This window comes from Proteus sp. Marseille-Q3619 (assembly GCF_965283115.1).
The window spans coordinates 665,334-678,596 of the sequence record NZ_CBDIMP010000001.1 but is presented as its reverse complement, the minus strand read 5'-3'; the positions used below and the strand labels follow the sequence as shown (position 1 = coordinate 678,596).

The following is a 13,263-nucleotide window of genomic DNA, read 5'->3' as shown; positions in this document are numbered from 1 at the left end:
GTCAAATTTTTATGCTGTATTTTTAGGTTTATAAGTTTAATAGATCGTATAAAATAAAAAATTATCATTAATATTTTAATTTGGGTAGATTAGCTTATTAATTTACACCAAGTTTTATTACTTTTATCACTTGAATAGTTAATGAACTAATTCCATAATAATGATTATCTTTTTGTGATGTGACTCACATAGTATTTAAATTAGACTACTTTATCCGTTGAATAACTTAATCGTTAAGGAGTAAAGTTGTCGCGTTAGGATTATTCTTAACGAGCTATATTGGCGAGCATTTAAAGTTTACTTTTAATTTAAATGTTTTTTTCGCTACTTTTGAAAATGACCGTAACTAAGTAATACAAGGTAGTGTTACTACGTGTCATGTTCATAAAATGGGGCCTGGAAATTTAATATTACATTTATATTAATTTCCTCGGGATTTCTCATTAGAGAGATCCTCTTTGTTCAATATAATCGGACGGGATGTAAAGAGATGAGTACGGTTGAATTGCTTAAGCATATTTATGACATAAATTTATCGTATTTGCTTTTAGCGCAAAGGTTAATTAACCAAGAAAAGGCTTCCGCAATGTTTCGGCTTGGGATTAGTGATGCGATGGCGGATGCACTGGCAGAGCTTACATTGCCTCAATTGGTTAAGTTGGCTGAAACAAACCAACTAATCTGTAATTTCCGGTTTGAAGACAGCGAAACAATAGAACAACTCACTAAAGAATCTAGAGTGGATGATTTACAACAAATTCATACTGGTATTCTTCTTTCTTCTAACTTGTTTCGTCAGTTATCGGAACAAGATACTACTGCGACAAAGAAGCGGGCATAACAATGAGTGAGAAAAGTATCGTCCGAGAAGCGAAAGATATTCGCTTAGCAATGGAATTAATCACCTTGGGTGCCCGCTTGCAAATGCTTGAAAGTGAAACTCAATTAAGTCGGGGGCGTTTAATTAAATTATACAAAGAATTAAGAGGGAGCCCCCCTCCAAAAGGAATGCTGCCATTTTCAACGGATTGGTTTATGACATGGGAACAAAATATCCATTCCTCAATGTTTTATAACGCTTATCGCTTTTTATTAAAAAATGGCGGTTGTGTTGGTGTTGAGGCTGTTGTTAAAGCTTATCGTTTATACTTAGAACAATGTCCGCCTGTTAAAGATCAAGAACCTATTTTAGCACTAACAAGAGCATGGACATTAGTACGCTTTGTTGAAAGTGGCATGTTGCAACTTTCTGTTTGTACCAAATGTAATGGTTCATTTATTACACACGCACACCAACCAGCTAGCAATTATGTTTGTAGTCTTTGCCAGCCACCTTCTCGCGCAATAAAAAAACGTAAACTTTCCGCCAATCCTGCCGATATTAACTTACAACTGTTGGATGGTCTTGAACAGTTTGCAATGTGATTCGAGATTGAAAGTTAAATATCAGGTTATAGAGCTTAGTTATCTATAACCTGAGCCGTTTCCTCTTCCCCTCCTATCTCTTGCTGCTATGTTCGCCATTCTCTCTATAACGAAATTAGCTAAAGGGATATCGCGTGTTAGTACTCTTAGGATATATCGTGGTTATGAGCGCCGTCATCGGGGGATATCTTCTCGTCGGTGGTAGTTTAGGCGCATTGTACCAGCCAGCCGAATTTATAATCATCTTTGGTGCCGGTATCGGTGCTTTTATTGTAGGTAATAATGGTAGAGCAATTGTATCAACAATGAAGATCCTACCTAAATTACTTCGTAGTACAAATTACAATAAAGCGATGTACATGGATTTAATGGCACTCATGTTTCGTTTATTGTCAAAAGCTCGTCAAAACGGGATGTTGGCATTAGAGAGAGATATCGAAAACCCACAACAAAGTGATATTTTTTCTCAATATCCTCGCATTATGAAAGATGCTTATATGCTCAGTTTTATTACTGATTATATGCGTCTGATGGTGACAGGAAATATGAACCCTTATGAAATTGAATCTCTGATGGATGAAGAGATTGCAACTTTTGAGGAAGAGAGCGAAGTCCCTGCAACAGGTTTATCAGCGATGGGTGATTCACTACCTGCGTTTGGTATCGTTGCTGCGGTTATGGGTGTTGTTAATGCGTTAGGTGCTGCGGATAGACCTGCGGGTGAAATGGGCGTATTAATTGGACATGCAATGGTTGGTACTTTCTTAGGTATTTTATTAGCTTATGGCTTTATTTCACCATTAGCTTCTAGACTCAGACAGCGCTCTAGTCAGCAAATGAAAATGATGGAGTGCATCAAAACAACATTGTTATCTAGCATGAATGGATATGCGCCACAGATAGCGGTTGAATTTGGACGTAAAACCCTCTTTCTGGCAGACAGACCTTCTTTTATTGAATTGGAAGAACATGTACGTCAGGTACGGACACCTATGCAGGCAAATCCTGATGCAATGAAAGAAGAGTAATTATGAAGAGTAATTCACAGATCATTCGAGTTAAAAAGCGAGGGAGAAAGCAACACAATGCTCATGGTGGTGCATGGAAGATAGCTTATGCTGATTTTATGACCGCAATGATGGCTTTCTTTCTGGTAATGTGGTTACTTTCAATCTCTAGCCCACAAGAATTAACTCGTGTAGCCGAATATTTCCGCACGCCATTAAAAGTCGCTATTGAAAAAGGGCGATTTAGTGGGGATGCAACCAATCCTATTCCTGGAGGAGGGCGTGATCCTGTCTATAACGAAGGTGATATTTTGCCAAAAGGCCAGGAAGATAAACAGCTCAATGAAAAGCAACAATTTCGTCGTTTGAAAGACAGTTTAGAGCAAGTCATTTTAAATGATCCTCGGTTAAAAGATCTGAAACCTCATTTATTAATAGACATGATGGATGAAGGGTTACGAATTCAGATTATAGATAAAGAAAGCCGACCAATGTTTAGAGTTGGTAGTGCCACCGTTGAACCTTATATGAAGGATATTTTGACGGCAATAGCACCTATTTTAAATGACACGCCATACAAAATCAGTTTATCGGGTCATACCGATGATATTCCTTATGCAAGTGGCGCTTTTAAATATAGTAACTGGGAGCTATCGACAGATCGTGCGAATGCCTCTCGTCGAGAGTTAATTGGTGCAGGATTGAGTGAATGGAAAGTGCTACGTGTTGTTGGCATGGCCTCAACTGTTCATTTAGTCAAAGAGGATGGTTTTGCACCTGCTAACCGACGGATCAGTATTTTGGTCTTAACGAAGCAAGCAGAACAAAAAATTGTACAAGAAAATGAGCGGGTTGCACCGACAGTAACAGAGACTTCAGAAATTGAACCTCTACTTTCAGGGCAAGAAACCCCACAAGAAAAAGCAGGAAACACACAGACGGGTTCGTCTGTGTCTTCTGCATCTGAGCTTCCCGAATCAAAAAAGGAAAATGTTGAAACAGGAGTTTCTGGGGAAAGTTTGCCATCACAATCGACAAATATTACTACAAAGCAGGGAACTGCACCCTAATTTGTTAGTAATCGCGTAAAGGTGAATGAGTAACGATGGATATTACTGAGTTTTATCAAACATTTTTTGATGAAGCAGATGAGTTGTTAGCTGATATGGAACAGCATTTACTGTTACTTGATCCTGCAAATCCAGATCAAGAACAGATGAATGCGATTTTCCGTAGTGCACACTCCATAAAAGGAGGAGCTGCAACATTTGGCTTCGTTAAACTTCAACAGACCACTCATGTGCTTGAAAACTTGCTCGATAGTGCAAGACGTCATGAGATGGCGCTCACCGACGACATTATTAACCTGTTTCTGGAAGCGAAAGATATTATGCAACAGCAATTGGATGCACATAAAAACTCACAAGAACCTGATGAGGAAACATTTAACTATATTTGTGAGAAGTTGCGTCAGCTGGCTCTCGATGTAAAAGAAGAACAATCCGCTCCTCACGTTGAGGCTGTTGCTGGATCTGAAGCTTCAGACTCACAGGCCACAATGACTGAAACTCCTGTTTTGTCATCTGACGTTGAAAATGTGCAAAGTGAAGCCGTAGAAACTATGGTCGAAGTCGCATCGACGATGGCGGCTGATGGACATTATTATCATCATATTATTTTGTCTGATCTTAAAGAGACAGATATTGATTTAATGCTTGATGAATTAAAACATCTTGGTGAAGTTAGCCAAGTTGAAAAACAGCATCATGGTCTTGAAGCAATATTGAAAACCACTGCAACAGAAGAAGATATCAGCGCTGTACTTTGTTTTGTGATTGAACCTGAACAAATCTCGTTTAAAAAAGTGGCTGCTGCAGAAAAAGCACCAGAAAAAAACACAGTTACAGAAGAAAGTACAACATCAGTTGATGATGCTCATGTTGAAATCCAAGTTGAGCAACCAGCGCCTGTACAAAAAACCGTTGCTGAAGAAGTGACGCCATCGGTAGAACCTGCTAGAGCACCAGCAGCACCAGCGAAAAGACCTGTTGCAGCTGCTGCACCGAAAACAGAATCAAGCAGTATTCGTGTTGCCGTTGAAAAAGTTGACCAATTAATTAACTTAGTGGGTGAACTGGTTATCACTCAGTCAATGTTGGCACAGCACAGTGGTAGTCTTGAGCCAGCAATATATAGTGATTTACTAAGTTGTATTGCTCAGTTACAGCGTAATTCTCGTGATTTACAAGAATCTGTTATGTCAATTCGTATGATGCCGATGGAATATGTTTTCAGTCGCTTCCCTCGAGTTGTGCGTGATGTTGCAGGTAAAATGAATAAGAAAGTTGAGCTAAATATGATTGGTAGCTCAACAGAACTTGATAAAAGCTTAATTGAAAAAATTATCGATCCTTTAACTCACTTAGTACGTAACAGTCTTGATCACGGTATTGAAATGCCAGCCGATCGTGTTGCGGCAGGGAAACCGGAAGCGGGGCAATTAACCCTGTCTGCGGAACATCAAGGCGGTAATATTTGTATTGAAGTGACTGATGATGGTGCTGGATTAAACCGCGAACGTATTTTGAAAAAAGCGATTTCCTCTGGGCTTGCAGTTTCTGAAAATATGAGCAACGAAGAAGTTTCTATGCTGATTTTTGCACCAGGTTTCTCTACCGCAGAAGTAGTAACAGATGTTTCTGGTCGTGGTGTGGGTATGGATGTTGTAAAACGAAATATCCAAGAGATGGGTGGTCAAATTCAAATCAGTTTTGAAGTGGGTAAAGGAACGCGCATTCGTATTTTACTTCCACTGACATTAGCAATTTTAGATGGTATGTCCGTTAAAGTTCATGACGAAGTCTTTATTTTACCATTAGGAACGGTAGTCAGTTCTTTACAACCGGAAGAAGACGATATTTATCCATTGGCTGGCGATGAGAAATTATTGCAGGTCAGAGGGGAATATTTACCACTGATTGAACTGCATCGTACTTTTAATATTGAAGGCGCTCAAACTGATATTACCCAAGCAATTGCGGTTATTGTTCAGAGTGCCGGACGTCGTTATGCTTTATTGGTAGATCAATTAGTTGGCCAGCATCAAGTTGTTGTTAAAAATATAGAAAGCAATTACCGAAAAGTTCCTGGTATATCTGCTGCAACAATTATGGGCGACGGTAGTGTGGCTTTAATTCTTGATGTACCAGAATTGCAACGTTTAAGTCATACACAAATGACGAATAAGAAAAAGAATACAACTGCAAGCGCAGTCATTTAATAGTGAGGATAAAATAAGATTATGGCTTCGGAACATTTCGAGAAATTATCCGGTGAAACTGTTGGACAAGGATTTCTAATTTTTACGCTGGGCGATGAAGAATATGGAATTGATATTTTAAAGGTTCAAGAAATTCGCGGATATGACCAAGTTACACGTATTGCTAATTCACCTAGCTTTATTAAAGGCGTAACTAATTTACGGGGCGTTATTGTTCCGATAGTTGATCTGCGTATTAAATTTTCACAAGAAAGTATAACTTATAATGACAATACTGTTGTTATTGTGGTTAACTTATTAAATCGAATTGTAGGAATTGTTGTTGATGGCGTTTCTGATGTTCTTACGCTAAAACCAGAGCAGATCTGCCCCGCGCCAGAGTTTGCGGTCACAATGTCTACTGAGTATTTAACAGGTTTAGGTACTTTAGATGAAAGAATGCTTATTCTTGTGGATATTGAAAAATTACTCAACAGTGAAGAAATGGAATTAGTCGATAGCGCAACAATTCAAGCTAAATAAGTTTTTATTTTTTAAAAAATAATCTAAATACTGTTCCGGTAATTTTGCCGGAATAGCTATTTCTATCTTTTTTATTTTATTAGCGAGTGCTAAAGCATCAAATTAACTTTAAGTAAAATTAAAAGATAAAAAAGAACTAATAATTTTAGTTAAGTTCTATTTTATTATTTATTAACTTATAAGTAGCTATCACCTAGCTATAATATTTTTCTACTGACGGAAATAACTTTAAAGTTTTTTATACTTATAATTTTAATTAAAAACAGTATTACCACCGCTTTTTAATGGGGCAAAAACATGACTAAGACGAAATGAGACCTATAAAGTTTCTCTTAAGTCTGCCGATAACTTGCTCATTACCATTTATTATAAAAAGGGAAACTATGTTTAGCCGAATGAAAATAGTGACTGGATTATTATCCATTCTTCTGTTGTTTGGTGTTTTGCAATTTGTCTCAGGGGGTGTTTTTTACTCAAATATCGTTGAGACAAGGAATGACCTGAATAAAACACTAATAATACAGGATCAACGTGAGCGTCTAGATGAAAGCTGGGCTAACTTACTACAAGCGCGTAATAATATTAATCGTGCAGCGATTAGTTTTTTATTACAAGATAAAAATCTTAATGTAGATGATTCTCTGTCTGTTGACTATTTGACGGGGCTTGCTCGTAAAAATATGTCTCGTGCAGACGAGAAATTTAAAGAATTTGAAAAGAATATTACCGCTTATCAAGTTCACTCAGAAGATGATGTTCGTAGTTTAAAAGGACGTTTTATCGAATATTTCTCTGCATTAAACCAACTAGAAATTTTACTTCAAGATAGAAACTTAAAAGACTTTTTTGAGCAACCAACTACGGGTTATCAAGACGCTTTTTATAAAGAATATCTTGCATATGTCATGCGCAATGAGAAATTTAACGAAGAGTTAAATGTGGCACTAGAAGCCTCTCATCAACGTACTGTCATTACTATGGTTGTGTTAGCTATTATCGTTATCTCTGCATTAATTCTATGCTGGTTTGCATTACGTAATGCCTTAATTAGACCATTAAATTCACTTCTATTAAGTATTAAAACCTTCTCTGAAGGTGATTTACGTCCAAATATCGAAGTGAATGGTCGCAATGAAATGAGCTTGTTAGCAAATGGTTTAAAACATATGCAACAAGAGCTTATTCAAACTGTTCGTGGTGTCTATCAAAGTACGGAAAACATTTATAACAGTACAAGTGAAATTGCTGCTGGAAATAATGACTTATCTGCTCGTACAGAAGAGCAAGTGGCTTCGTTAGAAGAAACTGCTGCAAGTATGGAACAGTTAACGGCGACCGTGAAACAGAACGCGGACAATGCTCGCCAAGCAAGTAACCTTGCTAATGACGCCTCAGATATTGCCCGCCAAGGCGGAAAAGTTGTTGCTAATGTGGTGCAAACGATGCACGACATAGCCGGAAGTTCTCAGAAAATCACCGATATCACAGCTGTTATCGATGGCATTGCATTCCAGACCAATATTTTGGCACTGAATGCGGCTGTTGAAGCAGCAAGAGCTGGTGAGCATGGTCGCGGATTTGCGGTAGTTGCCGGTGAAGTTCGTAACCTTGCACAGAGAAGTGCAGAAGCTGCTAAAGAAATAAAAACACTGATTGAAGATTCTGTAAATCGTACTGAAACGGGTTCTGTACTCGTTGAAAGTGCGGGTGAGACGATGACGCGTATCGTGGATTCAGTAACGCGTGTTACTGACATCATGGGCGAAATCGCTTCTGCATCAGATGAGCAAAGCCGAGGTATTTCACAAGTTGGCCTTGCGGTTTCTGAAATGGATCGTGTCACTCAGCAAAACGCCTCTTTAGTAGAACAATCTGCAGCCGCTGCTGCTGGTCTTGAAGATCAAGCAGTTGCATTAACCCGCTTAGTTTCAATCTTCAAATTACCGGGTCAGGAAGAAAAAACGCTAGAAAGAAAGGAATCGGATGCAACCCCTGTAGTTAAAGCCGCTGCTCCACTTATAAAACCAGGAACCTCAGAAAAGAAAAAGAGCAGCAGTGTTGAAGATCCCGCTAACTGGGAAACTTTCTAACAACAACAAGTGGCTGACAAGCGGTGGCTTTTAACCACCGCTTTAAACGAGGTGAAGGCATGTTTAGGTTTCGCAAATTAAAGATATCCACCAGTCTCTATTTATTACTGATGATGTTTTGCGTTATGCAGGTGATTTCTAGTGGTATTTCGCTAGGGATCGTTCATTTGAATAACGAACAACTCACCAAAGTAGATATAGATACATCTAAGCGAGATGAATTAGGATTAAGTTGGGCATCTTTAATACAAACACGTAATGCGATTAATCGTGTAGCTATTGCAGTGAAAACTGAACAGTCAACGGATTATATTCAATCTATTGAATCAATTGCACTTTCACGTTTGGAAACGGCGAATACTCATTTTCAAAATTTCCTTGCTGAGATAAATAAAGAGGCAATCCCAACAGAAGAAAAAGAAATCGTTGAAGCTGTAAAAAACGATTATCACGTTTTATATGGTGCATTAACTGAATTACATAGCATGTTAAAAAACAATAACTTCCAAGGTTTTTTAGATCAACCAACGGAACGTTATCAAACAGCGATGGAAAATTCATTTAATACCTATATGAATTATGTTCAGAGCGAAATTACTGAATCTATAGAGCAAGGACATCGCTCTTATACTATCGCTATCTTGATGTTTATCGGTGCAATAGCGATGGTTATTGTTGTATCACTCGCCGCTCATCGCTGGCTAAGTTTTAATATCATTAAGCCTTTCGCAAGTTTAAGTCATTATTTTAATGATGTTGCTACCGGTAAATTAAATCGTGAAATTCTTGTCTTCACCGATGATGAAATAGGGGATGTGTTTAGACGACTACGAGATATGCGTGGTGAGCTCGCGCGTTCTATTCGTACCGTTCGTGATAACAGCCATGCTATGTATTCTGGTATTCAAGAAATTTCCAAAGGAAATACGGATTTATCCTCAAGAACTGAACAACAAGCTGCTTCGTTAGAAGAAACTGCGGCAAGCATGGAAGAGTTAACAGCAACGGTAAAACAAAATGCTGATAACGCTCTGCAAGCGAGTAAGCTCGCAGAATCTGCTTCTGAAACAGCCATACGTGGTGGTCAAATCACGCATAGTGTTGTTGAAACCATGGATGCGATTACACAAAGTTCTCAAAAGATAGGGGCTATTATCAGTGTGATTGATGGTATTGCGTTCCAAACCAATATATTAGCACTTAACGCGGCGGTTGAAGCTGCTCGCGCGGGTGAACAAGGACGTGGATTCTCTGTCGTTGCTGGAGAAGTTCGTAACCTTGCTCAACGTAGTGCTGATGCTGCAAAAGAAATTAAATTGTTGATTGATGAATCTGTTTTACGTGTCTCTCAAGGTTCTCAACTCGTTAATAATGCAGGGCAGACAATGGAGGAACTCGTCACATCAGTAAATAAAGTCACTGAGTTAATGGCAGAAATCGCCTCAGCTTCTGATGAACAAAGCCGAGGTATTCACCAAGTCGCTGATGCAGTCAGTCAGATGGATCAGGTGACACAGCAAAACGCTGCTTTGGTGGAGCAATCAGCATCTGCTGCCGCAGCATTAGAAGATCAGGCTAATAACCTTGTTAATGCTGTATCGGCATTCGAGTTGCCTGACACGGATGAGGATAATAATTCTTCATCCCTAGAAGGTAATGGGTTGAAAAAAGCAGATAAAAAATCATTTTTTAAAAAGACCCATTAAAAAACAATGAAACGTAATGTTACTGAAGTCTTATCAGATATCGCTGCTCAACCGTTGGATATTTTTACCCAACGGTTTATGTTGTCCGATGATCAGTTCCAATCTATATGCCAATTGATTTATCAAAAGGCAGGTATTGTGCTGACTAACAACAAAAGGGAGATGGTTTATAACCGTCTCACTAGGAGGTTACGTGAATTACGGATGAATAACTTTGGTGACTATCTTGCGTTTCTTAAAAGTGATGTACGCAACCCTGAATGGCAAGAGTTTGTAAATGCATTAACAACCAATCTCACCGCATTTTTCAGGGAAGCGCATCATTTTCCTATTTTGGCAAAACATGCCAGAAAAAGAGCAGGAGGCGTCTACCGAGTATGGTGTGCAGCTGCATCTACTGGAGAAGAACCTTATTCAATTGCGATGACTTTACGCGATGTTTTTGGAAATAACCCTTATAAAACCAAAATTATTGCCAGCGATATCGATACTAATGTGTTGGATAAAGCACGAAAAGGTGTTTACCGACAGGAAGAGCTTAAAACATTAAATAATGAATATTTGAAAAAATATTTTCTCAAAGGTGTCGGCGATTTTGAAGGATACGTGAAAATTAGACAGCAAATTAGCGAGATGGTCTCTTTTCAGTATTTGAATTTACTCGATAAGCAATGGGATTTAGAAGGCAGTTTTGATGCGATTTTTTGTCGTAATGTCATGATCTATTTTGACAAAGCGACACAACAAACCTTACTTAACCGCTTTACCTCATTACTTAAGCCAGACGGAATGCTGTTTGTTGGACATTCTGAAAATGTAAGCCAGCTTAGCAAGGATTTCTACTTGCATGGGCATACCGTTTACGGGCTGACACCAGCAAGGAGAGGTTATGAATAAAATAACGGTACTCTGTGTTGATGATTCGGCGCTAATGCGTCAAATCATGCGAGAAATCATCAACAGTCATAGCGATATGGAAGTTGTTGATTGTGCACCAGATCCTATAGTGGCTCGTGACTTAATAAAAAAGTACAACCCACAGGTATTAACGTTAGACGTTGAAATGCCACGTATGGATGGTATTGATTTCTTGGAAAAACTGATGCGATTAAGACCAATGCCTGTCGTTATGGTCTCATCATTAACAGCAAAAGGCTCAGAAGTGACGTTAAAAGCGTTAGAACTGGGCGCAGTTGATTTTGTGACTAAACCACAGCTTGGTTTGCGTGAAGGTATGATGGCTTATAGTGAACTGATTGCCGAGAAAATTCGTGCTGCTGCACAGGCACGAATTAATCGCCGAGAAGTACAAGCACCGCCTTCTAAATCATTGTCATTTACACCGATGATTTCGAGTGAAAAGTTGATTGCTGTAGGTGCATCAACTGGTGGCACAGAGGCTATTCGTAATTTTCTAGAACCATTACCTATTACCAGCCCTGCGATATTAATTACGCAACATATGCCCGCAGGGTTTACACACTCATTTGCAGAACGATTAAATCGTTTATGCCAAATTAGTGTAAAAGAAGCAGAAGACGGCGAACGTGTATTGCCTGGGCATGCTTATATTGCGCCAGGTGATTATCACATGGAGCTTCGTCGTAATGGTGCTAACTACCAGATCCACATTAATAAAGAGCCTGCGGTCAATCGTCATCGTCCTTCTGTCGATGTGCTATTTAGGTCTGTCGCAAAATATGCGGGACGTAATGCCATCGGTGTGATTTTAACCGGAATGGGAAGTGATGGTGCTGCTGGTTTATTAGAGATGCGTCGCGCTGGTAGTTATACCTTTGCACAAGATGAAGCGAGTTGTGTCGTCTTTGGTATGCCTCGTGCTGCGGTTGAATTAGGCGCAGTAGACGAAGTGAAAAGCATAAGCGCAATGAGTAAAGCCGTACTGATGAAAATCAGTAGCACGCAATCATTGCGTATCTGATTAAGTTCAGTTTAAAAAGCAACACAGTAATTTGCCGATATATTTTGAAGGAGTTTTCAATGGCAAGTAAGGATCTGAAATTTTTAGTGGTTGATGATTTTTCAACAATGCGCCGCATAGTTCGTAATTTGCTAAAGGAATTAGGATTTACGAATGTAGAAGAAGCAGAAGATGGTGCTGACGCGTTAGCTAAATTACGCAATTCGGCAATTGATTTTGTGATTACAGACTGGAACATGCCAAACATGGATGGTCTAGAGCTTCTTAAAAATATTCGTAGTGACGCGGGACTTGCAGCAACACCAGTATTGATGGTGACCGCTGAAGCTAAAAAAGAAAATATCATTGCAGCAGCGCAAGCTGGTGCAAGTGGATATGTTGTTAAACCTTTTACAGCAGCAATTCTTGAAGAAAAACTAAATAAAATTTTTGAAAAACTGGGCATCTAAGGAGTCGCAATGAGTGGGAATCCAATTATGCCGAAAGATAATATTGAAATGACATCTGATATTATCAGCCGGATCGGACAATTGACGCGGATGTTACGCGACAGTTTGCGAGAATTAGGATTGGATAAAGCAATAGCCGAAGCAGCAGAAGCCATCCCTGACGCTAGGGAACGACTGGACTATGTTGCTCAAATGACCGCTCAGGCAGCTGAGCGTACATTGAACTGTGTCGAAGCTGCGCAGCCTAAACAGGATGCGTTAAGTACCGATGCGACTAAGCTTACTGAACGTTGGGACCAATGGTTTGAACAGCCAGAAGAGCTGAAAGATGTACGCTCTCTTGTAACCGATACCCGCAATTATTTGCGGGATATCCCTGAGAGTACGGCTTTTACTAACAGTCAGTTATTGGAAATTATGATGGCACAGGATTTCCAAGATCTGACCGGCCAGGTAATTAAGCGCATGATGAGTGTCGTTCAAGAAATTGAAAAACAACTTGTGATGGTCTTAATGGAAAACCTGCCACCAGAGCAACTTGAAAAGTCTAATGTGAAGAAAGAGACTGACTCTTTATTAAATGGTCCACAGGTTAACAAAAACAACGCTGGTGTGATCAAAAATCAAGATCAAGTTGATGATTTACTGGAAAGTTTAGGTTTCTAACCTTCTAATGAGTTTTAGGGCGATAAGGACGTTGAGATATGCAGGACGCATTCGCTCTATGCTCAGCTCTTTTAGGATGATGTATTTTATGGATAAAAAAGTACGTAATAATGCTTTAATAGCCCACGCTATTGAAGAAAATGTAAGCCGCTTTTTCTAAGCGGCTTTTGATGTTG

At 39.2% G+C, this 13,263-nt stretch carries 12 protein-coding genes; all 12 read left to right on the top strand.

The window, feature by feature from the left end; all coding sequences use genetic code 11:
- The first annotated feature begins 490 nt into the window (after positions 1 to 490).
- The 12 genes from flhD to cheZ all read left to right on the top strand — a co-directional run bounded on the left by flhD (position 491) and on the right by cheZ (position 13,087).
- Positions 491 to 841 (top strand): flagellar transcriptional regulator FlhD, encoded by a 351-nt coding sequence (gene flhD / locus ACWPWK_RS03200; protein ID WP_072063484.1) that lies wholly within the window; start codon positions 491 to 493, stop codon positions 839 to 841.
- A gap of 2 nt (positions 842 to 843) precedes the next feature.
- Positions 844 to 1,425 (top strand): flagellar transcriptional regulator FlhC, encoded by a 582-nt coding sequence (flhC, locus tag ACWPWK_RS03195; protein WP_006533207.1) that lies wholly within the window; start codon positions 844 to 846, stop codon positions 1,423 to 1,425.
- Positions 1,426 to 1,559: 134 nt separating this feature from the next.
- The gene (gene motA / locus ACWPWK_RS03190) at positions 1,560 to 2,453 is read left to right on the top strand and encodes a flagellar motor stator protein MotA (RefSeq protein ID WP_036912690.1); all 894 of its coding nucleotides are present in this window, start codon (positions 1,560 to 1,562) and stop codon (positions 2,451 to 2,453) included.
- Positions 2,454 to 2,455: 2 nt separating this feature from the next.
- Complete coding sequence (gene motB, locus ACWPWK_RS03185; protein WP_109373811.1) at positions 2,456 to 3,502, top strand: flagellar motor protein MotB; 1,047 nt, start codon at positions 2,456 to 2,458, stop codon at positions 3,500 to 3,502.
- Positions 3,503 to 3,537: 35 nt separating this feature from the next.
- The gene (gene cheA, locus ACWPWK_RS03180) at positions 3,538 to 5,712 is read left to right on the top strand and encodes a chemotaxis protein CheA (RefSeq protein ID WP_109373810.1); all 2,175 of its coding nucleotides are present in this window, start codon (positions 3,538 to 3,540) and stop codon (positions 5,710 to 5,712) included.
- 21 nt (positions 5,713 to 5,733) lie between these two features.
- A complete protein-coding gene (cheW, locus tag ACWPWK_RS03175) occupies positions 5,734 to 6,234 on the top strand; it encodes a chemotaxis protein CheW (RefSeq protein ID WP_109373809.1) in 501 nt (166 codons plus the stop codon).
- Positions 6,235 to 6,617: 383 nt separating this feature from the next.
- On the top strand, positions 6,618 to 8,324 hold the full coding sequence (locus ACWPWK_RS03170) for a methyl-accepting chemotaxis protein (RefSeq protein ID WP_109373808.1): 1,707 nt from the start codon (positions 6,618 to 6,620) through the stop codon (positions 8,322 to 8,324).
- Between the two features lie 59 nt (positions 8,325 to 8,383).
- A complete protein-coding gene (locus tag ACWPWK_RS03165) occupies positions 8,384 to 10,030 on the top strand; it encodes a methyl-accepting chemotaxis protein (RefSeq protein WP_109373807.1) in 1,647 nt (548 codons plus the stop codon).
- A 6-nt stretch (positions 10,031 to 10,036) separates the two neighbouring features.
- Positions 10,037 to 10,927, top strand: coding sequence for a protein-glutamate O-methyltransferase CheR (cheR, locus tag ACWPWK_RS03160; RefSeq protein WP_109373806.1), 891 nt, complete (start codon positions 10,037 to 10,039; stop codon positions 10,925 to 10,927).
- A complete protein-coding gene (locus tag ACWPWK_RS03155; protein WP_109373805.1) occupies positions 10,920 to 11,972 on the top strand; it encodes a protein-glutamate methylesterase/protein-glutamine glutaminase in 1,053 nt (350 codons plus the stop codon). Before cheR ends, ACWPWK_RS03155 begins: the two co-directional genes overlap by 8 nt.
- A gap of 59 nt (positions 11,973 to 12,031) precedes the next feature.
- A complete protein-coding gene (gene cheY, locus ACWPWK_RS03150; protein ID WP_023581807.1) occupies positions 12,032 to 12,421 on the top strand; it encodes a chemotaxis response regulator CheY in 390 nt (129 codons plus the stop codon).
- Positions 12,422 to 12,430: 9 nt separating this feature from the next.
- On the top strand, positions 12,431 to 13,087 hold the full coding sequence (cheZ, locus tag ACWPWK_RS03145; protein ID WP_109373804.1) for a protein phosphatase CheZ: 657 nt from the start codon (positions 12,431 to 12,433) through the stop codon (positions 13,085 to 13,087).
- Positions 13,088 to 13,263 lie beyond the last annotated feature (176 nt).

Coding starts and splice junctions, on each gene's coding strand:
- flhD (WP_072063484.1), top strand. CDS start 491: ATGAGTACGGTTGAATTGCTTAAGCATATTTATGACATAAATTTATCG.
- flhC (WP_006533207.1), top strand. CDS start 844: ATGAGTGAGAAAAGTATCGTCCGAGAAGCGAAAGATATTCGCTTAGCA.
- motB (WP_109373811.1), top strand. CDS start 2,456: ATGAAGAGTAATTCACAGATCATTCGAGTTAAAAAGCGAGGGAGAAAG.
- cheA (WP_109373810.1), top strand. CDS start 3,538: ATGGATATTACTGAGTTTTATCAAACATTTTTTGATGAAGCAGATGAG.
- cheW (WP_109373809.1), top strand. CDS start 5,734: ATGGCTTCGGAACATTTCGAGAAATTATCCGGTGAAACTGTTGGACAA.
- ACWPWK_RS03170 (WP_109373808.1), top strand. CDS start 6,618: ATGTTTAGCCGAATGAAAATAGTGACTGGATTATTATCCATTCTTCTG.
- ACWPWK_RS03165 (WP_109373807.1), top strand. CDS start 8,384: ATGTTTAGGTTTCGCAAATTAAAGATATCCACCAGTCTCTATTTATTA.
- cheR (WP_109373806.1), top strand. CDS start 10,037: ATGAAACGTAATGTTACTGAAGTCTTATCAGATATCGCTGCTCAACCG.
- ACWPWK_RS03155 (WP_109373805.1), top strand. CDS start 10,920: ATGAATAAAATAACGGTACTCTGTGTTGATGATTCGGCGCTAATGCGT.
- cheY (WP_023581807.1), top strand. CDS start 12,032: ATGGCAAGTAAGGATCTGAAATTTTTAGTGGTTGATGATTTTTCAACA.
- cheZ (WP_109373804.1), top strand. CDS start 12,431: ATGAGTGGGAATCCAATTATGCCGAAAGATAATATTGAAATGACATCT.